General features: G+C 67.7%; 20 protein-coding genes. 9 read left to right on the forward strand and 11 right to left on the reverse strand.

The window, feature by feature from the left end:
- Nucleotides 1-19 precede the first annotated feature (19 nt).
- Nucleotides 20-916, forward strand: coding sequence for a sterol desaturase family protein (locus UB43_RS05050; RefSeq protein WP_045209205.1), 897 nt, complete (start codon nucleotides 20-22; stop codon nucleotides 914-916).
- A gap of 185 nt (nucleotides 917-1,101) precedes the next feature.
- Here UB43_RS05050 and UB43_RS05055 read toward each other — a convergent pair whose 3' ends face one another.
- Together UB43_RS05055 and UB43_RS05060 are read right to left on the reverse strand one after the other, a co-directional pair.
- A complete protein-coding gene (locus tag UB43_RS05055; RefSeq protein ID WP_045209206.1) occupies nucleotides 1,102-1,785 on the reverse strand; it encodes a helix-turn-helix domain-containing protein in 684 nt (227 codons plus the stop codon).
- Nucleotides 1,782-2,672, reverse strand: a complete 891-nt coding sequence (locus tag UB43_RS05060; RefSeq protein WP_045209207.1) for a LysR family transcriptional regulator — start codon at nucleotides 2,670-2,672, stop codon at nucleotides 1,782-1,784. Before UB43_RS05060 ends, UB43_RS05055 begins: the two co-directional genes overlap by 4 nt.
- A gap of 169 nt (nucleotides 2,673-2,841) precedes the next feature.
- On the opposite strand from UB43_RS05060, the gene UB43_RS05065 reads away from it, so the two are divergent.
- A complete protein-coding gene (locus UB43_RS05065; RefSeq protein ID WP_045209209.1) occupies nucleotides 2,842-3,831 on the forward strand; it encodes a zinc-dependent alcohol dehydrogenase family protein in 990 nt (329 codons plus the stop codon).
- A 66-nt stretch (nucleotides 3,832-3,897) separates the two neighbouring features.
- On the opposite strand, the gene UB43_RS05070 is transcribed toward UB43_RS05065, so the two are convergent.
- From UB43_RS05070 to UB43_RS05090, 5 genes are all read right to left on the reverse strand, one after another.
- Nucleotides 3,898-4,827 carry a LysR family transcriptional regulator gene (locus UB43_RS05070; protein WP_045209211.1) on the reverse strand — a complete coding sequence of 310 codons (930 nt, stop codon included), beginning with the start codon at nucleotides 4,825-4,827 and terminating at the stop codon, nucleotides 3,898-3,900.
- 52 nt (nucleotides 4,828-4,879) lie between these two features.
- Nucleotides 4,880-5,854 carry a quinone oxidoreductase gene (locus UB43_RS05075; protein ID WP_045209213.1) on the reverse strand — a complete coding sequence of 325 codons (975 nt, stop codon included), beginning with the start codon at nucleotides 5,852-5,854 and terminating at the stop codon, nucleotides 4,880-4,882.
- Between the two features lie 114 nt (nucleotides 5,855-5,968).
- A complete protein-coding gene (locus UB43_RS05080) occupies nucleotides 5,969-6,313 on the reverse strand; it encodes a bleomycin resistance family protein (protein ID WP_045209215.1) in 345 nt (114 codons plus the stop codon).
- A 45-nt stretch (nucleotides 6,314-6,358) separates the two neighbouring features.
- Nucleotides 6,359-6,769, reverse strand: a complete 411-nt coding sequence (locus UB43_RS05085) for a hypothetical protein (protein WP_045209217.1) — start codon at nucleotides 6,767-6,769, stop codon at nucleotides 6,359-6,361.
- A gap of 93 nt (nucleotides 6,770-6,862) precedes the next feature.
- Nucleotides 6,863-7,522, reverse strand: coding sequence for a hypothetical protein (locus tag UB43_RS05090; protein ID WP_045209219.1), 660 nt, complete (start codon nucleotides 7,520-7,522; stop codon nucleotides 6,863-6,865).
- 276 nt (nucleotides 7,523-7,798) lie between these two features.
- On the opposite strand from UB43_RS05090, the gene UB43_RS05095 reads away from it, so the two are divergent.
- Nucleotides 7,799-9,727 carry an LTA synthase family protein gene (locus tag UB43_RS05095; RefSeq protein WP_045209220.1) on the forward strand — a complete coding sequence of 643 codons (1,929 nt, stop codon included), beginning with the start codon at nucleotides 7,799-7,801 and terminating at the stop codon, nucleotides 9,725-9,727.
- Nucleotides 9,728-9,815: 88 nt separating this feature from the next.
- A complete protein-coding gene (locus tag UB43_RS05100; RefSeq protein ID WP_045209221.1) occupies nucleotides 9,816-10,745 on the forward strand; it encodes a LysR family transcriptional regulator in 930 nt (309 codons plus the stop codon).
- Here UB43_RS05100 and UB43_RS05105 read toward each other — a convergent pair.
- Together UB43_RS05105 and UB43_RS05110 are read right to left on the reverse strand one after the other, a co-directional pair.
- A complete protein-coding gene (locus UB43_RS05105) occupies nucleotides 10,736-11,179 on the reverse strand; it encodes a heme-binding protein (RefSeq protein WP_045209223.1) in 444 nt (147 codons plus the stop codon). The genes UB43_RS05100 and UB43_RS05105 overlap by 10 nt on opposite strands.
- A gap of 2 nt (nucleotides 11,180-11,181) precedes the next feature.
- Nucleotides 11,182-12,525 (reverse strand): amidohydrolase family protein, encoded by a 1,344-nt coding sequence (locus UB43_RS05110; RefSeq protein WP_045209225.1) that lies wholly within the window; start codon nucleotides 12,523-12,525, stop codon nucleotides 11,182-11,184.
- Between the two features lie 262 nt (nucleotides 12,526-12,787).
- Between UB43_RS05110 and UB43_RS05115 the strand changes: the two genes are divergently transcribed.
- Nucleotides 12,788-13,168: a nuclear transport factor 2 family protein gene (locus UB43_RS05115; RefSeq protein WP_045209227.1), complete on the forward strand. Its 381-nt coding sequence runs from the start codon at nucleotides 12,788-12,790 to the stop codon at nucleotides 13,166-13,168.
- A 283-nt stretch (nucleotides 13,169-13,451) separates the two neighbouring features.
- Here UB43_RS05115 and UB43_RS05120 read toward each other — a convergent pair whose 3' ends face one another.
- Nucleotides 13,452-14,609 carry a S9 family peptidase gene (locus tag UB43_RS05120; protein ID WP_045209230.1) on the reverse strand — a complete coding sequence of 386 codons (1,158 nt, stop codon included), beginning with the start codon at nucleotides 14,607-14,609 and terminating at the stop codon, nucleotides 13,452-13,454.
- Nucleotides 14,610-14,808: 199 nt separating this feature from the next.
- On the reverse strand, nucleotides 14,809-15,747 hold the full coding sequence (locus UB43_RS05125) for a LysR family transcriptional regulator (RefSeq protein WP_045209232.1): 939 nt from the start codon (nucleotides 15,745-15,747) through the stop codon (nucleotides 14,809-14,811).
- Between the two features lie 281 nt (nucleotides 15,748-16,028).
- On the opposite strand from UB43_RS05125, the gene UB43_RS05130 reads away from it, so the two are divergent.
- The 4 genes from UB43_RS05130 (at nucleotide 16,029) to UB43_RS05145 (ending at nucleotide 20,353) form a co-directional block, all read left to right on the forward strand.
- Nucleotides 16,029-16,970: a VOC family protein gene (locus tag UB43_RS05130; RefSeq protein ID WP_045209234.1), complete on the forward strand. Its 942-nt coding sequence runs from the start codon at nucleotides 16,029-16,031 to the stop codon at nucleotides 16,968-16,970.
- 3 nt (nucleotides 16,971-16,973) lie between these two features.
- Nucleotides 16,974-17,321: a Rieske 2Fe-2S domain-containing protein gene (locus tag UB43_RS05135; protein ID WP_045209237.1), complete on the forward strand. Its 348-nt coding sequence runs from the start codon at nucleotides 16,974-16,976 to the stop codon at nucleotides 17,319-17,321.
- A 140-nt stretch (nucleotides 17,322-17,461) separates the two neighbouring features.
- Nucleotides 17,462-18,586: an FAD-dependent oxidoreductase gene (locus tag UB43_RS05140; RefSeq protein WP_045209239.1), complete on the forward strand. Its 1,125-nt coding sequence runs from the start codon at nucleotides 17,462-17,464 to the stop codon at nucleotides 18,584-18,586.
- A gap of 96 nt (nucleotides 18,587-18,682) precedes the next feature.
- Complete coding sequence (locus tag UB43_RS05145; RefSeq protein WP_045209242.1) at nucleotides 18,683-20,353, forward strand: DUF1302 domain-containing protein; 1,671 nt, start codon at nucleotides 18,683-18,685, stop codon at nucleotides 20,351-20,353.
- Nucleotides 20,354-20,366 lie beyond the last annotated feature (13 nt).

Below are 20,366 nucleotides of genomic sequence, written 5' to 3' on the forward strand. Positions count from 1 at the left end.
CTTGCACCGGAGTTGCCCCATGCGACACCTCTACGCCCCCGCGTTCTTCTTCGGCTTCATCGGCCTGGCCCTGTACCTGGTCGGTGAAGGTGTATCGCTGCTCTGCCTGCCGGTGCTGTTGCCGCTGGCGATCCTGCTGGCCTTTCTTGCCGAGCGGTTCTGGCCCTATCGAGCGGGCTGGAACGACAGTCATGGCGATGGCGCCCGCGACCTGGCCCATGCGCTGGTCAACGAGACACTGAATGCCTTGGGTATCGCCGCCATTCCCTTGATGGCGGTGTGGTTGCCGCATTTCGCCCTGTGGCCGGTGGACTGGCCGCTGGCGCTGCAACTGCTGGCGGCGCTGCTGATCGCTGACTTCGGCATCACCCTGGTGCACTACGCCAGTCACCGTTCTGCGCTGCTCTGGCGTCTGCACGCGGTGCACCACAGCGTGACGCGCATGTACGGCTTCAACGGCCTGATGAAGCACCCGCTGCACCAGATGCTCGAAGCCCTGGGCGGCACGCTGCCGCTGCTGTTGCTCGGTGTTCCCGTTGAGGTTGCGGCGTTGCTGGCCTTTGCCATCGCCATCCAGTTGCTGCTGCAGCACAGCAACGTCGACATGTGCATCGGTGTGCTGCGCCATGTGTTCGCCTGGGCGCCGCTGCACCGCCTGCATCACCTGAAGTACGGCACCGCGGGCGACGTCAACTTCGCGCTGTTCTTCAGCTTCTGGGACCGCCTGCTGGGTACCGCGCTGTACCTGCCCGGCTATGAGCTGGCAGAGGACGACCTGGGGATCGGCGACCGGCCGGACTACCCGCTGGCGTACTTCGCGCAGCTCGGCGAGCCGTTCCGCCGCGTTGATTCCGCGCACCCGCCGGCACCGTTACCAGCGGAGTTACAGCGTGCGGGAGTTGGCGTGCGCGGATAACCCGTTTCGCCGCGGAATCGGCGTTCAACGGGATGCATCGATAAGCAACGCCCCTCTGTAGGAGCGGGCCATGCGCACGATCGCGGGCATGGCCCGCTTCTACGGGTGAACTCCTGCGCAGGGGCGGCGCGTTTTCCCGGAACTCAATCGCACGGCGCCCCTGCTTGCGCGCAGCGGAGGTTTGCCTAGCTCAGCAAGCGCAGCTTCAGCTGGCGCAGCGTCAGGTCGGCACGGATGCCGAACTGGCTGCGCACACTGCGGGAGAAGTGCGCGGAGTCGGCGAAGCCCGCCGCGATGGCGGCGCTGGTCAGGCTGTCGCCGGCCATGGCCAGACGCAGCGCCTGGCGCAGCCGCTGCCAGAGCACCAGGCGGCGCACCGACAGCCCCAGCGTGCCGCTGAACAGCCGCTCCAGTTGGCTCAACGATAGCGCAGCTTCTTCGGCCAGTTCCTGGGCGGGCAGGGCGCCATCGTCCAGGGCGCGGATGCGTTGCAGGGCCTTGCCCAGGCGCGGGTCGAGTGCACGGCGAGGCAGGGCTTGCAGTTGCGCGGCGAGCGCTGGCAGGTCCGGCCCGGTTGCTCGGCAGACGCGTTCCAGGTCGGCCAGCTCGAAAGCCAGCGGTTCGGCGAAGAGGGTGATGACGGGCTGCTCGCTGGCCTGAATGGCATGGCGCCGGTTCGATGGGATCACCAGCAGCGGCCCTCGCTGCGGTTGCTCGTCCACCAGTGCCTGCACGTCGTCTGCGCGAGCCATCAGCAACTGATGCGCGTAGTGCGCGTGGGGGCGGGCGTGGCCGGTGATGCCGGCGACCAGGCAGAAGTCCGCGCCCAGCCACAGCTCGCCTTGCCAGGCCTTCTCACGCGTGTTCATGGGCTGCGCCCGAACGCGTCGATGGAGAAGTCGAGGAAGCTGCGCAGTTTCGGCGTCAGCCTCCGGTCCGGAGCGTAGAGCATGTGCATCGGTGAGCTCGGCACCTCGTACTGCGGCAGCAGGTGAACCAGCGTGCCGTTGCGCAGAGCCTCGCCAACCAGCTCCCGAGGCTGCAGCACGACTCCCAGCCCGGCGACGGCGGCGGCCAGCAGCGGGTCGCCCTGATTGATCGTCAAACGGCTTGTAATCGGCACCTCGATACGCCCGTCCGGGCCGTCGAAAGTCCAGCTGGATCGACCATCGGAAAAGGCGAAACCCAGGCATTCGTGCTGGCTCAGGTCCCGGGGTGTGCGGATGGCCGGGCGGCGAGCGAGGTAGGAAGGGGCGGCGCACAGCAGCAATTGGTACGGAGCGAGGGCAACCGCCTTGAGGCGGCTGTCGGCCAGCTCGCCGATGCGGAACACCACGTCGTAGCCGTCGTTGACCAGGTCCACCAGTTCGTTGGACAGCGTCAGGTCCACTGATACCTGCGGGTAGCGCACCATGTATTCGAGCAGGCGCGGCGACAGGGTACGCATGCCGAAGGTCACCGGGGCATTGATCCGCAGTCGACCGCTGGGTGTGCCGCGGGTTACGGCGGCCAGGTTCTCCGCCGCCTCCATGTCCGCCAGGATCAGCTTGGCGCGCTGGTAGAAGGCCCGGCCGAAGTCGGTGAGGCTCTGCCGCCGCGTGGTGCGGTTGAGCAGCGACAGGCCCAGGTGCTGCTCCAGCATCTTTACCTGCTTGCCGACCAGTTGCGACGACAGCTGCAGTTCTTCGGCAGCGGCGCTGAAGGATCCCAGCTCCACTGCCTTGACGAAGACGGCCATCTGCTCGAGGCGGTCCATTGGAAACCCTGCGTTTCAAGTGTCCGGCCATCCTAGGCCTTTATCCGCGCCGGGCCAACGCCTAGATTTTCTCCCATGCCGCGGACGGTCGACGCATCGCGCCGCGGACTTTCTACACTCCCATTCCGGCCGGCGCTTTCGCCCCGGCCCCGTAAAGAGAGAGGTTGTCATGGCCCGCATTGTCAGAATCCACGAATACGGCGACGCCAGTGTCCTGAAGCTGGAGGCGGTGGACGTACCCGCCCCGGCGGCGGACGAGCTGCAGATCACGGTCAAGGCCATCGGCCTGAACCGCGCCGAAGTGATGTTCCGCAACCACGCCTACCTGCAGGAAGCCGAGTTCCCCAGTCGCCTGGGCTACGAGGCCGCCGGCGTGGTGAGCGCGGTGGGCAGTTCGGTGAAGGAAGTTGCGGTGGGCGATGCGGTGAGCCTGATCCCGCCGCTGGATATCGCCCGCTGGGGCACCTACGGCGAAGTGGCCAACGTGCCGGCGCACCTGGTGGTGAAGCACCCGCAGAACCTCAGCTTCGAACAGGCCGCCGCATCCTGGATGCAGTACGTCACTGCCTGGGGTGCGCTGGTGGAGCAGGCGAAGCTGTCCAGGGGCGAGTTCGTGCTGGTCACTGCGGCGTCGAGCAGCGTCGGCCTCGCGGCCTTCCAGATCGCCCACATGGTCGGCGCCACTTCGATTGCCGTGACCCGCACCCAGGCGAAGAAACAGGCATTGCTGGAGGCCGGCGCCGATCACGTGATCGTCAGCGACGACGAAGATATCGTCGAGAAGGTGATGGCGCTGACCTCCGGGCAGGGCGCCCGCGTGGTGTTCGACCCCATCGGCGGCCCCGGTTTCGAGGTGCTCACGCAGGCCATGGCGCGGGGCGGCATCCTCCTCGAATACGGCGCTCTGAGCCCGGAACCGACGCCTTTCCCGCTGTTCACCGTGCTGGGCAAGAGCCTGACGCTGAAGGGCTACCTCTACGCCGAGATCGTCGCCGAGCCGGCGGCGCTGCAGCGCGCCAAGGCGTTCATCGTCAAGGGGCTGGAGTCTGGAGCGTTGAGCCCGGTCATCGCGAAGACCTTCCCGCTGGAGCAGATTCTGGACGCGCACCGCTTCCTCGAAGCCAACCAGCAGGTGGGCAAGATCGTCGTGACGGTCTGAGGTCGGACGAGAGAAAACGGGCGCCCGGCATTGCGATGCCCGGCGCCCTTTTTTGTGGCCGGTCGATCAGGGCGGCGAGCGCTCCCACGGCGCGCCGTCGGCGAACTGCTCCTCGATCCAGGCCTTGAAGGCTTCGCTGGTGGCTGAGCTGTAGCGCGCGGAAGGGCGCACGAAGTAGATGCCGGCGGAGGTGTCCAGCTGCCAGCCCGGCAGCACCCGCACCAGACGGCCGGCGTCGAGGTCATGCTTCATCAGCCATTCGCCGCCGGCGAGGATGCCCACGCCCAGGCGCGCCGCCGAGAGCAGGGCCTCGTTGTCGTTGCTGTGCAGGTTGCCGCTGACGCGGACCGTCTGCTGCCGGTTGCCGTTGGCCAGCTTCCAGTCCGGCCAGGAGTGCAGGCCGGTGAAGCCCAGGCAGTTGTGGTCGGCCAGCTCCGCCGGGGTTCGTGGCGTGCCGTGGCGTTCCAGGTAATCGGGCGCGGCGCAGAGGATGCGCCGCAGGTCGCAGAGCCGACGCGCCAGTAAGCGGCTGTCGGCCAGCTCGCCGATGCGGATGGCGGCGTCGAAGCCTTCGGCGACGATGTCGACGAAGCGCTCGGAGTACTCCACCTCCAGCGTCACCCGCGGGTGATCGAGGACGAAGCGCGAGAGGATCGGGCTCAGCCACAGCCGGCCCATGGCGGCTGGCACGGCAAGCTTCAGGCGGCCCTGGACCTGGGCCGCGCTGCGGGCGGCCTGGTCCTGGGCTTCGGCGATCAGGCTGGCAGCCTGGCGCAGGCGCTCCACCAGGCGCTGGCCTTCGTCGGTGAAGCGCAACTGCCGGGTGGTTCGCTCCACCAGCCGCACGCACAGGCGCTGCTCCAGCGTGCCGAGTCGCTTCGACAGCACCGAAGGGTGGCGTTGCAGGGCGCGGCCGGCGGCGGCGAAGGAGCCGTGCTCGGCCAACGCCAGGAGGGTGGCGAGTTCGTCGGCCTGGCGACTATCGAACAGATCCATAGGGCTCCAAATTCGGCGAATCCACCGGGGCGGCGGTTGCTCGCGGTGGCGGTCATGGCGTGAGTACGAGGGCCCCTTCGGAGCGGCCTTCGTGCAGGTCGACGTGGGCCCGGGCGACTTCCGCCAGCGGATAACGACGCCACACGCGCGGCTGGATGATACCGTCCGCGACGGCTTGCAGGACGTCCCTGGCGCGCTGCTGGTACTCCTCGGCGCAGGCCGTGTGCGCGGCGAGCGAGGGCCGGGTGAGGAACAGCGAGCCCTTGGCGTTCAGCGTGGCCACTTCCACGGCCGGCGGCGCGCCGGAGGCCATGCCGAAGCTCACCAGCAGGCCGCGCGGGCGCAGGCAGTCCAGCGAGGCTTCGAAGGTGGCGCGGCCGATGGGGTCGTAGACCACGTCGACCTGGTGCCCGCCGGTGAGCTCGCGGACCTGATCGGCCAGCGTCGCGGCATCGAACACCAGCACTTCGTTGCAGCCGGCGGCACGGGCGCGTTCGACGCTCTGCGGCCTCGACACCACGCCGATGACGAAGGCGCCCAGGTGCCTGGCCCAGGGCACCATCAGTTGCCCCAACGCTCCGGCCGCGCCGTAGATCAGCACGCGCGAGCCGGGCGCGACTGCCCACGTGGTCTTGAGCAGATACTGCGCGGTGATGCCCTTGAACAACACGGCGGTGGCGTCTTCGAAACTCACCGAGTCCGGCAGTTTCACCAGGCGCTCGGCCGGGTAGAGCCGGGCGCTGGCATAGGCGCCGAGCGGCCCGGTGGCGTAGGCGACGCGGTCGCCGACCTGCACGCTGGTCACGCCTGCGCCGATGGCTGCCACGGTGCCGGCGCCTTCCAGGCCGAGCGAGGAGGGCAGCGGGAGCTTCACCGCGCCGGAGCGCTGGCTCAGGTCCAACGGGTTGACGCCGATGGCGGCCTGCTCCAGCCACACTTCGCCGGGGCCGGGTTGTTGCGCGGGGGTCTGTTCGAAACGGAGGACTTCCGGGCCGCCGAAGGCCTGCAGTGATACGCGGGTGAGCATGATTTTCCCCTGACTGGTGATGGTGCTCGCCAGTCTAGGGAGGTGCCCGGAATGCACCAGACAGGGCTGATGCAGGACATAGCTGCACGCTGTGCAGCAATCCGCAGGGCGCGATCAGGCCGTGGTGTGCTGGGCGAAGGCCAGGTGGTAGCCATTGCAGTCGCGCACGCCGAATTCCCGCGAGCCGTAGGGCATGTCCTGCAGGGGCCAGGCGATCTGCGCCCGGTCCTTCACGGCGGTGAAGTAGCTCGCGACATCGGCGAGCTGCAGGTAGACCGTGCCCGAGCAACCCACCTCGCGGCCCCACAGGTCCTGGGCGGTGAACAGCAGGCGGCAGTCCTCCCGTTGCACGGTGAGCGTTCCCTCGGCGGAATCGGTCACGCTGAAATCGAGTGTGTCTCGGTAATACTCGCGGGTGAGGGCGATGTCGTGGCAGCGCAGCAGCAGGGTCAGCGACATGGGGGCTCCGGAGGTGGGCGCGGAGCTGCGAGCATGGCACAGGGGTCAGCGCAGAATCACGCGCAACAGCGAAACCAGCGCCGCGCCGAATACCGGCGACAGCCAGATGCCGAAAGTCTGCAGGATGAATTTTCGGGCATACGTCAGCAGTTCCATGTCCGGAGACGGGATACCGAGGCTGTGCCGGCAATAACCCAGCACGGCCACGATGAAACCGGTGCCTGCCAGTACCCCGAGCGCTCGCCACGCCGGCCCTCGTTCGCTGGCGTAGGACAGCAGGGCGCCACAGAGCGCGCCGCTGAGCGCTACCAGAATCTCGAAGGTGAATTCCGGTTCGGCAAACCAGCGGTTGCCGTTCAGTCCAATGGCGTTGCCGACCTGCCAGCCAGCGACGCTGCCGACGAGCAGCGCCATGGCGAGCCAGGGGAAATGGTGCAAAACCTTGCCGTTCTGCATGGGGGAGGCCCCGGGGAATCTTCAGTGATGGCAAAAGACCAGTATAGCGAGCGCCCCGGCGTTCGCCGGTTCAGCGACGGATGGTGAAAGCGCTCACTTGCGCAGGATGTAGACCCGCACGCCGTCCACGCCGGGGATGACGTTGTAGTGGCGGATCTGCGAGAAACCCAGGCGCTGGAACTCGCGCTCCAGGGCGCGGGCGCTGGCGAAGTCGGGGCCGCCCGGATGGGGATCGGGGCCGCAGGGGCAGGCCTGGTCCGCCGGGACAGCGGGGCTGGAATGGTCGACGCGGGCGAACAGGATCGCGCTGTCGCGGGTTACGGGAATCCACTGGTTGAGCAATCGGATGTTCTGCCGGTTGCAGGCGCTTTGCGGGACTTCCGGGAGCAGCAGGCAATCGACCGAACCCTTGCGCAGTTCGGCGTTTTCATGCGGGGCCGGCAGGTCCCTGATCCGCCGCTTCATTGCCTCGGGCAGCCGCTGGTGGGCTTCGGCCAGCGCGTCGCTGGACGGGCAGGTCGCCACGATGATGCGGTTGCCGTGCTCCAGCAGCACCGGCCAGGTGGCGCCCGGCGACTGCGAGACCTCGAGCATCAGGATCGGCTCCTCGGCTATGCGCAGCGCCAGGCGCAGCAGGCGTTTCAGGCGCCACTGACGGACGCGTTGGCAAAGACCTGTGCCGAATGCGCCGCCCGCAACGACGCCGTTCTCTCGAGGAGTGATGGAAGAAAACACGCGTTGGGGTTCGTTCATGGAGGCGGACTCGTCAGTTGCCTCCATTGTCGAATCGCGCGATCAAGGTCTCGTCAAGGACATGTGAAAAAGACGTGGTCGCCAGGGAATTTCGAACCCTGTAGCGCCATCGCTGAACGTGACCGGTTTCAGGTCGCCGGTAGTTCACGAAACCGGCAGCTCCATTTGACGAATTCTTTTCCTTTCGACTTGTAGAGTCCCGCCCCGACTGCCGCTTTCGGCCTCCTCCTGCGCTGCCTTTCGTCCAGTACGACGGACCTTTACAAGGGACACCCCATGCAACTTTTCCGCTCGGCCCCTGTGCGCTTCCTGGCACTGGTTGCCTTGCTCTGGCTGATCGTCTTCTTCCTGACCCGCCTGGTCCTCCTGCTGAGCCACCTGCCCGAGGTGGGCGCCGGCCATGTCGGGGTCTTCGTCGTCGGCCTGCTTTATGACCTGAGCTTCCTGGTCTATGCCCTGTTGCCGATGGGGCTGGTCCTGCTGCTGATGCCTGCGCGGGTCTGGCACAGCGCGGCCTGGCGCTGGCTGCTCACGGCCACGCTGTTCGTCAGCCTCTACGTGATGCTTTTCACCGCGGTGGCCGAGTGGCTGTTCTGGGACGAGTTCGGGGTGCGCTTCAACTTCATCGCGGTCGACTACCTGGTTTACTCGGACGAGGTGCTGAACAACATCCTCGAGTCCTACCCCATCGGGCTGCTGCTGAGCATCCTCGCAGCCATTTCGCTGGTCGTGACGCTGGCGCTGTTCAAGGTCGTCGGCCGCCTGCGCAACGCCGAGGTGGCGCCCCTGCCGCGCCGTCTGCTGGGCTGCGTGGGCCTGGTGGTGCTGGCGTTGCTGGCCGGCCTGCTGGTGGACCAGGATTCCCCTCGCGGCCAGGACGGCAATACCTACGCCCGCGAACTGGCGAGCAACGGGCCGTATCAGTTCTTCGCCGCCTTCCGTAACAACGAGCTGGACTACCCGCAGTTCTACGCCACCCTCCCGGCGCAACAGGTGACCCGGCAGATCCGCGCGGAACTGGCCGAACCCAACGCCCGCTTCACCAGCAATGATCCGATGGACATTCGCCGGAACATCGCCAGCGAAGGCACGCCCAAGCGCTACAACATCGTCCTGGTGACCATCGAGAGCCTGAGCGCCAAGTACCTGGGCAGCAACGGCGACGGCCGCAACCTCACCCCCAACCTCGACCAGCTGCGGCGCAACAGCCTCTACTTCAACAACTTCTACGCCACCGGCACCCGCACCGACCGTGGCCTGGAAGCCATCACCCTGTCGATCCCGCCGACGCCGGGCCGCTCCATCGTCAAGCGTGTTGGCCGCGAGAGCGGCTTCGCCAGCCTTGGCCAGCAACTGAAGAACGTCGGTTACGACGCCGTGTTCCTGTATGGCGGCCGCGGCTACTTCGACAACATGAACGCCTTCTTCGGCGGCAACGGCTACCGCATCGTCGACCAGTCCAGCGTCCAGGAGTCGGATATCCACTTCAAGAACGCCTGGGGCATGAGCGACGAAGACCTCTACGCCCAGGCCATCAAGCTGGCGGACGAGGATTACGCGCGTCAGCAGCCATTCCTGCTGCAACTGATGACCACCTCCAACCACCGCCCGTACACCTACCCGGACGGCCGCATCGACATTCCCTCCGGCGAGGGCCGCGATGGCGCGGTGAAGTACACCGACTACGCCATCGGCCAGTTCCTCGAGGCGGCGAAGGGCAAGCCCTGGTTCGACAACACCCTGTTCGTGTTCGTCGCCGACCACACCGCAGGCAGCGCCGGCAAGGAAGACCTGCCGGTGGCGAACTACCAGATTCCGCTGTTCATCCATGCGCCCAAGCTGCTGCCGGCCGGTGAACGCAGCGAGCTGGCAAGCCAGCTGGACCTGGCGCCGAGCCTGCTGTCGATCCTCAACCTGAGCTACACCTCGACCTTCTACGGGCGCAACCTGATGGTGCCCAACGCCCTGCCGCCGCGCGTGGTGATCGGCAACTACCAGCACCTGGGCCTGTTCGACGGCCAGGACCTGGCAATCCTCAGCCCGCGCGGCGAACTGCGCCGGCACAACCAGGCGCTGGGCGCGAGCACGGAAGTGACGGCGGGCACCGCCGACCCGCTGGTGGATCGGGCGATCAGCTACTACCAGTCGGCGAGCTACGGCTTCACCCACCACCTGCTGGACTGGAAGCCGGCGGCGGCTCAATAGGCCCCGGGCTGGCAGGTATCGCGCGATGCGATACCTGCCAGCGCGAAATACGCCTCTTCCCGCCGCGGCGCTTGGGTATAAGTCGCCCATGCGCTACCGACGTCTGGACCTCAACCTGCTGGTCGCCCTGGATGTGCTGCTCGAAGAGGGCAGCGTCAGCCGGGCGGCGCAGCGTCTCAACCTCGGCCAGTCGGCCACCAGCGCCGCACTGGGCCGTCTGCGCGAACATTTCCAGGACCCGCTGCTGGCGCCCCTGGGCCGAGGCCTGGAGCTGACCGCGCTGGCGCGCCAGCTGGCGCCGAAGGTGCGCGAGGTGCTGAGCCTGGCCGGGGAGGTGGTGGAGACTTCCGCCGCCTTCGACCCCGCCCGCTGCGACCGGCGCTTCACCCTGGTGGCCTCGGACTATGTGGCGGCGACCCTGCTGCCGGCTGTCAGCCGTGAACTGGCGCGCCAGGCCCCCGGTGCCTCGCTGGTGCTGCGCGACCTGCCACTGCCGCGCGACGGCGATGTGGTGGCCGAGGCGCTGGAGTACCGGCGCAGCGATCTGGTGATAGTCCCGCAGCGGCGGATCAACCCGCGTTACCCCTGCGAGGCGCTGCTCAGCGATGAGCTGTGCTGCATCGTCTGCGCTGCCCATCCTGCGCACGAAGAACCGCTGAGCCTCGCTGCCTACTGCGCGGCCGGGCATGTGCTGCGCGAGTTCAGCGATGGTCAGAACCTCTCCCTGGATACCCAGCACCTGCGGGAAATCGGTATCGAGCGGCGGGTCGCGGTGGCGGTGCAGAGCTTTGCCCTGATGGCCGAGTTCGTCGTTGGCACGCCGCGAATTGCCACGCTGTTCCGACGCCAGGCCGAGTCGCTGGCGCGGCGTTATCCGCTGCGCGTGCTGCCGGCGCCCATCGAGTTCCCGGCGGCGGCGCAGGTGCTGCAATGGCACCCGCAGCAGGCTTTCGACCCTGCGCTGGCCTGGCTCCGCCAGGTGCTGGCGGAGCAGGCCGCGCTGCTCGATCAGGGCTGAGTATCGCCTGTCTCGCCGTGCAGCCCGAGTTCCGTGATGGCCAGCAAAGCGCAGCGCTCATCGTTGTCCGAGGTATCGCCGCTGACGCCGATGGCGCCCAGCAGCCGGCCTTCGCCATCACGCAGGAGAATGCCGCCGGCCACCGGAATCACTTCGCCAGCGGTAAGGCTGTTGATCGCATCGAAGAACGCCGGCATGGCCTGGGCGCGGCGCGCCAGTTCGCGGCCGCCAAAGCCCATGCCCAGGCAGCCGCGCGCCTTGCCGGTGGCAATCTGCGGGCGGAGGAAGCTTGCCTGCTCGTCGCGCAGCACGGCCAGCGGGTGGCCGGCCGGATCCAGCACGGCAGCGGCGAGCGGACGCACGCCCTGGGCGCGGGCGTGACGCAGGGTGGCGGCCGCCAGGCGCGCGGCCAGTTCGAAGTCGAGGAGGGTCATGCTCACTGGCTCCATTTGCCCAACTGGGCGACGCGGTCGCGGGTATAGAGATCGGTCCACTTCAGCGAGTTGAAATCCGATACCTGTTTGGGGTTGTACGCGGTGCGTTGCAGGCGCACCGGCTCGCCGGCCTTGTACACGGCCTGCAGGCGGTTGCGGTCCTGGAGAATGCGGATGTCTTCCAGCGGCGAACCGTCGAGGATCAGCAGGTCGGCCTGCTTGCCCGGCTCCAGGGTGCCGAGGGATTCGCCACGGGGCATCAGCCGCGAACCGACATTGGTCGCCGCGTAGAGCGCCTCGGCGGGGGTGAAGTCCAGCCGGCGTACCAGCAGTTCCAGTTCACGGGCGTGCCATTCGCCATAGGGCGTCACGGCGAAACCGCTGTCGCTGCCGCAGGCGAAGGGGATGCCGGCAGCCTTGGCGCGCTTGAGTACCGGGGTACCCAGTTCCAGGGTGCGCGCGCAGTAGCCGGCGTAGCCGGTGGCGATGGCCGGATCGTGGGGCTGGCAGAAGTCCACGGTGTTCTGCGGGAAGGTCATGGTCGGCGCGAGCACGCTGCCGGCTTCGAGCAGCGCCTCGATGCAGGCGTCGTCCATGTAGAAGGCGTGGAAGACCAGGTCGACGCCGGCCCTGGCCGCGTACATCACTGCTTCGCGGCCGTAGGCGTGGGTGGCCACGCGGCAGCCCAGGCGGTGGGCTTCCTCGACCATCTCGCGGGTTTCGTCGGCGGTGAAGGCGGCGATGATCTCGCCATTGGGCCTGCGGTGCGTGCCGTCCATGGCGATCTTGATCAGGTCGACGCCGTCCTTGGCCTGCCTGCGGATTTCCGCGATGGCCTCGGTGCGGCTGGTGACCAGCGCGGCGGTGAAGTATTCCGGTGCGCCGACACGGCTGGGGAACCAGTCGTTGAGGCTCTGCCGGTTGGTGATCACGCGGCTGCTGGCGGCGATGCGCGGCCCTTCGAAGAGCCCGGCGTTGACCGTGTTGCGCACGGCGATGCTGAGCTGGCCGCTGTCGCCGGGGCAGACCATCGAGGTGACCCCGGCTGCCAGCACGTGCTGGGCGAAGAACAGCCCGCGCAGGGCGCGGAATTCGTCGCTGGTCCAGATATCGATGTCTTCCTCGCTCTGGGCGTTGCCGAAGGCCAGGTGGGTGTGCACGTCCACCAGCCCCGGCATGACGAAGTCGCCGTGGACCTCGCGATCGCCAACTGCCGGGCGCGGCGCCTCGGCCGTCGGCCCGACCTGGCGGATCACGCCGTTCTCGATGATCAGTGTCTGTCGCTGGCGCGATTCCAGGCCGGTGCCATCGAACAGGGTGGAGCAGTGCAGGTGCAGGGCGCCCATGGTCGGACTCTCCTCGTCTTGTTGTTTGCCGGCAGGCTAGGGCGGGCATGCCGGCCGGCACCATCAGATGCTGTCGATGGCCATCCATCGATGCTGTCGATACCTGGCGCAGGCCGCATTCTGCCTGGGCTTCAGGGGATGGCGCGGCGCTGTCGGGCGGGTATCGGGAGTGGCGATGCCTGGCATGGCGATCGGCGATTTTTCCTGCGGCCGTGGCGAAGGCGAGGATGCGCCCGCCCATCAACCACCAAGGGAAAATCCCATGAAGGCTATTCGCGATCTGTTGCTGAACCTGGAAGCCGAACGCCAGCGCGCCCTGGTCGAGGAGGACCACGCGCGGCTGGACGAACTGTTCGCCGAAGAGTTGCTGTATGTCCACACCACCGGGTTGGTGCAGGACAAGGCGCAGTACCTGGACTATGCCCGCCACGCCGTGCGCTACCTGGCGGTGGAGCGCGGCGAGCTGGTGGTCCGCCTGTTCGGTGATGGCCTGGCGCTGATGAGCGGCCCGCAGTGCAACCTGCTGCAGAAACGCGGCGGCGGCGAGCCATTGCGCGCCGAGGGTTTTGCCACGCAGCTCTGGGTGAAAGGCGAGGAGGGGTGGCGCATCGCGTCGTTCCACGGTACCCGCGCGCCGGCCTGATCCGGCATCCCCGGCAGGGACGGGCTTGCCCGCGAACAGGGCCTTGCGCCGAGGCTGTTCGCGAGCAAGCACCCGACGCCCCCGCGAGCCTGCGAAGAGCCCCCGGCCGACGTCACAGCGAGCCTCCAGGAGCGCTCCCTGGGCGCGCTCGCGGGCCTGGCCCAGGTGGCCCCGCCCACCCTGCAGGGGGCGCCTTGCCGCAAGAAAACGGCGCCGATGGGCGCCGTGGAGGGCGGGGTCGACACCCCGCAGGAGCAGCGCCGGCTGGCCGGCGCAAGGGATGTCAGGCGGTGTGGCCGCCCAGGGTTTCGGCGATCCAGTCGGCGATGTAGTGGCCGGCGTTGATGCTGTTGTCGAAGCTCGAATGCTGCACGCCGCCTTCGCGCTCGGTGAAGATCTTCAGCTCGCGCCTGGGGCTGTTCACCAGTTGCTCGTAGGTGCGCTGCGCCCACTTCAGCGGAATCTGCGAGTCCTTCTCGCCGTGGGTGACCAGGAAGGGCACGCGGATACGGTCGAGCACGCCGTCCAGGTGCACGTTCTCGGCGATCTCCATGAACTCTTCCAGGTCCTTCGCGCCCCAGACCCACTGCACGTGCGCCCAGTAGTGCGGCACCGGGAAGTTGCCTTCCTTTTCCAGGCGGCGCTTCTGCACGTCGCGCCAGTCGTGGTTGGCGCCCCAGACCACACCGCAGGCGAAGCGCGGCTCGAAGGCCACCGCGCGCGGGCAGTAGTAGCCGCCCAGGGAGACACCCTCCAGGCCGATGCGCTTGGGGTCGACTTCGGGGTGGGTCTCCAGCCAGTCAACCACGCGGCTGGCCCAGTGTTCGCTGTCGTAGCGCGCGGTCAGGCCGTGCAGGCGCAATGCCTCGCCGGTGCCGGGCTGGTCGATGATGAGCGAGGACACGCCGCGCCGGGCCAGCCAGGCCGGCAGGCCGACGCGGTACTTCATTTCCTTGGTCGAATCCAGGCCGTTGACCTGCACCAGCAGCGGCGCCGGGCCGTCGACGCCCTCGGCGCGCACCAGCAGGCCGGAGAGGTGCTTGCCTTCATAGGGGATTTCCACCCGCTCGCAGTTTTCCTTGGACAGGTCGATTCCGCGCGCGAAGGTTTCCAGGAAGCGCTGGTACAGCGCCTCGCGGCCCGGCGCGCCGTGGGCTTGCAGGCGTTCGCAGGTGAGGTAGTAGGTGGCGGCGCGGTTGTATTTCTCGCCGGCGGAGAGGCGGCGGCCGGCGGCTTCGTCTTCCTCGGCCAGGGCGCAGAGCTTGTCGGCCATCTTCGCCCAGGTTTCGCGGAAGGCCTGGGTGCCGGCGGCGTCGGGTTGCCTGGCGGCCTCCTGCAGCGGAGCGCACATCTCCTCGATCTCGCCCAGGCGGGCGCCCATCTCGATGGCCAGGTCCACCGAGAGATTCCAGACGTAATTGGTGGGGAAGTAACGGAACATTCTTCTTGTCCTTCTGCGGTCATTGAGTCCGGCGCCCGGAAACAGCGGCAGGCACGCAGGGCGCGGTTCGAAGGCAAGGTACGCAGGCGGGAAGGGGCGGGGCCAATCGCGAGTGGGGATGCGAGGTATCGTGAAACGCGATGCCCCGGCGCCGTTGCGGCGGCCGGGGCGATAGCCGCTGATCGGCCGGGTGAAGTGTTCAGGCGCTGGCGCGCAGGGCGTCCGGTCGCTGGTCGACGCTCTGGATGAAGTCACGGATGCGCTCGCGCAACCAGCGGTGCATGGGGTCGCCCTCCATGCTGCGGTGCCAGAGCATGAACTCGCGCATCACCGGAATCTTCACCGGCGGCGGCAGGATGCGCAGCGGCAGGTAGCGCGCGTACAGCTCGGCCAGGCGACGGTGCATGGTCGCCACGCGCTGGGTGCCCACCAGCAATTGCGGCAGGGTGTTGAAGTCGTTGGTGATGACTTCGAGGCGGCGGTTGAAGCCGTACTGACTCATGAACCAGTCCTCGATGCTCAGGTGCCGGTTGCGCCCGAAGCCCACCGAGATGTGGCCCATCTGCATGTACTGCTCAAGCGTCAGGGCGTCGCCGACGTCGGGATTGTTGCGCCAGACCACGCAGACGTGATCTTCCTCGAACAGCAGCTGCGCCGGATGGCCGTCGATGATGTAGCGCTCGGGCGCGATCATCAGGTCGAGCTCGCCGCGCATCAGCATCTCGGCGGTGTTGTCGCCGGGGCTGAGCATCTCGAAGGTGATGTGCGGCGCCTCCTGGTGGATCTTCTGGATCACCTGGGCGAACAGCACGCTGATCAGGTAGTCCGAGGTGACCAGGCGGAAATGGCGCTTGCTGCTGGCGGGTTCGAACACCGGCTTGGAGGTGATCGAGGAGCGAATGGTCAGCAGCACTTCACGTACCGGCACGGCCAGCTCCAGGGCATAGGGCGTGGGCTGCATCTTGCGCCCGACCTGCACCAGCAGTTCGTCCTCGAAGAAGGTGCGCAGGCGGCCCAGCACGCCACTGGTAGCCGACTGGGTCATGTGCAGGCGTTCGGCGGCACGGGTGATGTTCTGCTCTTCGAGCAGTACATCCAGCGCCACCAGCAGGTTCAGGTCCAGGTGGTGAAAACGCATGGCGATGGCTCACGGTTCTTGTAGTTATTTTCGCGATACCTTCGGGCCGCATTCCCGATACGTCAATAGCACCCTGCCTCCTCCGTGCGGCTAACGCCCTGCGTCATGGGCCGCCACGCAGGTATCGCGATTGCCGATGCCTCGCATCCCCACACGCGATTGGTCAGCCCGCCGGGCCAGCCATCAACCTGCGCTCCGGTCGAGCGGCCGACGAGCCGCGGCGACCCACCACCGGCGACCCCGTGCCCGGCGCCGAACATAATTTCAATGGAGTGGTAGCCATGAACATTCTTGGACTCGATGCGCTGGTCTTCGGCGTCGACGATATCCAGGCCTGTGCCGATTGCCTGCGTGACTACGGCCTCACGGCCGCCCAACTGGACGCCAACGGCGGCCGCTTCGAGGCGCTGGACGGCACCGCGATCATCATCCGCCGGGGTGACGATCCAGGCCTGCCGGCAGCGCCCGGGGTAACCCCGTCGCTGCGCGAGACCGTCTACGGCGTGGCGTCCACCGCGGACCTGGAAGCCATCGCCGACGAACTGGGGCGCGATCGCGAGGTGCGCCGCGACGAGAACGGCGCGCTGCACAGCGTCGACGACCTGGGCTTCGCCATTGCCTTCCAGGTTTCCTGGCGCCGCGCCTTCGCGGCGCCGGCCGACCTGACCAATGCCCCCGGCAGCGCGCCGCAGCGCCCGCTCAACCAGCTGGGCATCACCCCGGACATGCCGGCGCAGCCGCGCACACTGTCCCACGTCGTCTACTTCGTGCCGGACGCGGCCAAGGGCGAGGCGTTCTACCGTGACCGCCTGGGCTTCGTCACCACCGACAGCTTCGTCGGCGTCGGGCCGTTCATGCGCACAGCCGGCATGGACGACCACCACTGCCTGTTCATGATCCAGACCCCGCCGCATATGCAGGGCTGCGAACATTTCACCTTCCACATGGGCAGCGGCACCGAAGTGCTGCTGGCCGGCACGCGCTTCCAGCAGAAGGGCTGGACCAGCTTCTGGGGCCCCGGCCGCCACCTGCTGGGCTCCAACTGGTTCTGGTACTTCAACAGCCCGCTGGGCTGCCACATCGAGTACGACGCCGACATGGACAAGCACGACGACGCCTGGGCCGCGCGCCAGGCGCCGATGTCGGCGGACAACTCGCAGCTGTTCCTCTTCAGCTCGCGGGAGAAATGGGCGCCGAGCGGTCCGCCGCCCAAGCAGGGCTGAACCGTGGATTGCGTGGCGCTGTGCCGGCTCGACGAGCTGGGCGAGGGGCAGTCGCGCGGCTTCGACCCGCGGGGCAGGGGAGCGGACAGCCTGTTCGCTCTCCGTCACCAGGGGCAGGTGCGCGTGTACCGCAACCTCTGCCCGCACCTGTCGGTGCCGCTGGAGTACCGCAAGGACCGCTTCCTCAGCGCCGACGGGCAGTGGGTCGTCTGCTACGCCCACGGCGCGCGCTTCCGCCCGGGGGACGGCGCCTGCGTGCACGGCCCCTGCCGCGGGGAAGTCCTGCCGGCGCTGCAACACCGCGAAGCCGACGGCTGGCTGCTATTGCCGCTGGCGCAACTGGACGCCTGAGGTATCGCGCCGCGCGATAGGTCGCATCCGCGGACTCGATTAGTCAAATCCCGGCCCCGCCGGGAAGCTGTGCCACGGGCACGCAGAACGGCCGCCGCGCAGAACGTGGCGGACAACAAGAACAAGACGTGAGAGATGCCATGAATACTGTGAGCAATGTGCTGATCGTGGGCGGCGGGATTGGCGGGCTGTGTGCCGCCATCGCCCTGCGCCGCAAGGGAGTCGCGGTCGATCTGGTCGAGCTGAAGACCGAGTGGACGGTCTACGGCGTCGGCATCATCCAGCAGAGCAACGTGGTGCGCGAGATGCACCGCCTTGGCCTGCTCGACGCCTACCTGGACGCCGCCTACGCCTTCGAGGACGTGGCCATCTACACCACGCAGGGCGAGCAACTGGCGCGCATTCCCGGCCAGCGCCTGGCCGGCCCGCAGTACCCGGCCAACGTCGGTATCTCCCGTCGTGCGCTGCACAAGGTGCTGAGCGAGACCGCCATCGAACTGGGCACCCAGGTGCGCCTGGGCACCTCGGTGGAAAGCCTCGAACAGGACGCCAGCGGCGTCGACGTGCTGTTCAGCGACGGCAGCCAGGGCCGCTACGCGCTGGTGGTGGGCGCCGACGGCCTGTTCTCCAGGGTTCGCGGCCTGCTCTTCGGCGATCGCTACCAGCCGAGCTTCACCGGCCAGTCGGTATGGCGCCACAACTTCCCGCGGGCCGCCGGGATCGATCACCTGGCGAACTACCAGGGGCCTTCGGGCAACGCCGGCCTGGTGCCGCTGGCCGATGACCTGATGTACCTCTTCACCACCTCCCACGAACCGGGCAATCCCTGGATGGACCCGGCCAGCCTGGCCGATGGCCTGCGCCAGCGCCTCGCCGGCTTCGGCGGGCTGATCGGCGAGCTGCGCGAGCAGATCGGCGACAGCAGCGAGGTCGTCTACAAGCCGCTGGAAGCCGTGTTCGTCGACGAACCCTGGTACCGCGGCCGCGTGCTGCTGATCGGCGACGCCGCCCACGCCACCACGCCGCACCTGGGCCAGGGCGCGGGCATGGCTATCGAGGACGCCGTGGTGCTGGCCGAAGAGCTGACTGCCGGCGGCGAGCTGGAAGACCAGCTGCAGCGCTTCATGGGCCGCCGCTTCGAGCGCTGCAAATTCATCAGCGAGATGTCTCTGCTGGCCGGAGAGAAGGAGATCCAGCGCGATCCGTCCTTCGACCGCATCGGCCTGGTCAAGCAGATGCTCGAGGTCACCGCGCGCCCGATCTGATCCCAGCGTCCGGCGCGCCCTGCCTTGATGGCGCGCCGGGACCCACGCCAACCACCGCCAACACCGACGCACAAGAACAAGAAAGAGGAAACCCCGATGTTGACTCGCACGCGTGCAACCGCGCGGCCGCTGCCGCCGCTCAAGCCCATCGCCCTGGCGCTCCTCGTGCTGGCTGCCAGCCAGGCCCAGGCCTTCGAATTCGACACCGGCAACCCCGACCTGCGGGCGCGCTGGGACAACACCCTGAAGTACAGCGCCGCCTGGCGCACCCAGGACCCGAGCAGCAAGCTCACCGAAGGCCAGACCGCGCTGAACCTCGACGACGGCGATCGCAACTTCGACAAGGGCCTGATCTCCAACCGCCTGGACCTGCTCTCCGAGCTGGACATCACCTACGGCAACGTTGGCGCACGAGTCAGCGGTGCGGCGTGGTACGACGATGTCTACAACCGCGGCACCGACAACAACGATCCCAGCCGCGCCAACAGCTATTCGGTGGACTACGACGAGTTCACCGATGACACCCGCACCCTCCACGGGCGCAAGGGCGAGCTGCTGGATGCCTTCGTCTTCGGCAAGACCGAGATCGGCGAGATGCCGGTGTCCGGGCGCCTGGGCCGCTACGCCATGCAATGGGGCGAGAGCCTGTTCTACGGCATGAACGGCATCGCCGGCGGCATGGCGCCGATTGACGTGGTCAAGGGCCTGTCGGTGCCCAACACCCAGTTCAAGGAACTGATCCGCCCGGTGCAGCAGGTCTCCGGCCAGCTGCAGCTGACCCCGGATGTGTCCCTGGGCGCCTACTACCAGTTCGAGTGGGAAGCCAACCGCCTGCCGGCCGCCGGCAGCTACTTCTCCAGCGACGACTTCTTCGGTGACGGCGGCGAGCGCATGTTCATCGGTTCACCGGTGATGCCCGGCGGCCAGCCACTGGCCTTCTACCGAGGCAATGACAAGGAGGCCAAGGACTCGGGGCAGGGTGGCGTGCAGTTGCGCTGGCGCACCGAGACGGTGGACTGGGGCGTCTACGCCATCCGTTTCCACGACAAGAACCCGCAGCTCAACGTGCGCCCGGACTTCGCCAACCTCAATCCGGTGACCGGCAAGGCCGGCGAGTTCTACTGGGTCTACCCCGAAGGCATCGAGGCGCTGGGGGCGAGCTTCTCCACCACCCTGGGCAACTTCAACGTGGCGGGCGAGCTGTCCACCCGCTGGAACCAGCCGCTGGCCTCCACCAGCCAGCATGCGCTGGCGGTGGGCGAGGCGATCGACAACGACGACGATCCGCTCTACGCCACCGGCCGTACCTTGCACGCCAACTTCTCCTGGCTGGCGAGCCTGGAGCCGAACTTCGTCGCCGCCGAGTCCAGCTTCCTCGGCGAGATCGCCTGGAACCGGGTGATGAGCGTGAGCAAGAACGCCGATGCGGTAGACCCCAACGCCGACCGCGACGCCGCCAGCCTGCGCCTGGTGTTCGAGCCGATGTACCGGCAGATCTACCCCGGCCTGGACCTCTCGGTGCCCATCGGCGCGAGCTACACCAACGGTGCCTCCGAGGCGCTGGGTACCGGCTTCGGCACCGACCACGGCGGTGACCTGAACATCGGCCTGAAGGGCAACTACCTGAACACCTGGAGCCTGGGCCTGACCTACACGCACTACTACGGCCCGGAGAACACCTTCCTCGACGCCGACAACCACTACACCTTCGAACAGTCGCTGAAAGACCGCGACTTCATCGCCTTCACCGTCAGCCGCACCTTCTGACCGAGGACTGCCC

Source organism: Pseudomonas sp. 21 (assembly GCF_000955805.1).
In the GTDB taxonomy this organism is placed as follows: Bacteria; Pseudomonadota; Gammaproteobacteria; order Pseudomonadales; family Pseudomonadaceae; genus Pseudomonas.

Coding starts and splice junctions, on each gene's coding strand:
- UB43_RS05050 (WP_045209205.1), top strand. CDS start 20: ATGCGACACCTCTACGCCCCCGCGTTCTTCTTCGGCTTCATCGGCCTG.
- UB43_RS05055 (WP_045209206.1), bottom strand. CDS start 1,785: ATGAACACGCGTGAGAAGGCCTGGCAAGGCGAGCTGTGGCTGGGCGCG.
- UB43_RS05060 (WP_045209207.1), bottom strand. CDS start 2,672: ATGGACCGCCTCGAGCAGATGGCCGTCTTCGTCAAGGCAGTGGAGCTG.
- UB43_RS05065 (WP_045209209.1), top strand. CDS start 2,842: ATGGCCCGCATTGTCAGAATCCACGAATACGGCGACGCCAGTGTCCTG.
- UB43_RS05070 (WP_045209211.1), bottom strand. CDS start 4,827: ATGGATCTGTTCGATAGTCGCCAGGCCGACGAACTCGCCACCCTCCTG.
- UB43_RS05075 (WP_045209213.1), bottom strand. CDS start 5,854: ATGCTCACCCGCGTATCACTGCAGGCCTTCGGCGGCCCGGAAGTCCTC.
- UB43_RS05080 (WP_045209215.1), bottom strand. CDS start 6,313: ATGTCGCTGACCCTGCTGCTGCGCTGCCACGACATCGCCCTCACCCGC.
- UB43_RS05085 (WP_045209217.1), bottom strand. CDS start 6,769: ATGCAGAACGGCAAGGTTTTGCACCATTTCCCCTGGCTCGCCATGGCG.
- UB43_RS05090 (WP_045209219.1), bottom strand. CDS start 7,522: ATGAACGAACCCCAACGCGTGTTTTCTTCCATCACTCCTCGAGAGAAC.
- UB43_RS05095 (WP_045209220.1), top strand. CDS start 7,799: ATGCAACTTTTCCGCTCGGCCCCTGTGCGCTTCCTGGCACTGGTTGCC.
- UB43_RS05100 (WP_045209221.1), top strand. CDS start 9,816: ATGCGCTACCGACGTCTGGACCTCAACCTGCTGGTCGCCCTGGATGTG.
- UB43_RS05105 (WP_045209223.1), bottom strand. CDS start 11,179: ATGACCCTCCTCGACTTCGAACTGGCCGCGCGCCTGGCGGCCGCCACC.
- UB43_RS05110 (WP_045209225.1), bottom strand. CDS start 12,525: ATGGGCGCCCTGCACCTGCACTGCTCCACCCTGTTCGATGGCACCGGC.
- UB43_RS05115 (WP_045209227.1), top strand. CDS start 12,788: ATGAAGGCTATTCGCGATCTGTTGCTGAACCTGGAAGCCGAACGCCAG.
- UB43_RS05120 (WP_045209230.1), bottom strand. CDS start 14,609: ATGTTCCGTTACTTCCCCACCAATTACGTCTGGAATCTCTCGGTGGAC.
- UB43_RS05125 (WP_045209232.1), bottom strand. CDS start 15,747: ATGCGTTTTCACCACCTGGACCTGAACCTGCTGGTGGCGCTGGATGTA.
- UB43_RS05130 (WP_045209234.1), top strand. CDS start 16,029: ATGAACATTCTTGGACTCGATGCGCTGGTCTTCGGCGTCGACGATATC.
- UB43_RS05140 (WP_045209239.1), top strand. CDS start 17,462: ATGAATACTGTGAGCAATGTGCTGATCGTGGGCGGCGGGATTGGCGGG.
- UB43_RS05145 (WP_045209242.1), top strand. CDS start 18,683: ATGTTGACTCGCACGCGTGCAACCGCGCGGCCGCTGCCGCCGCTCAAG.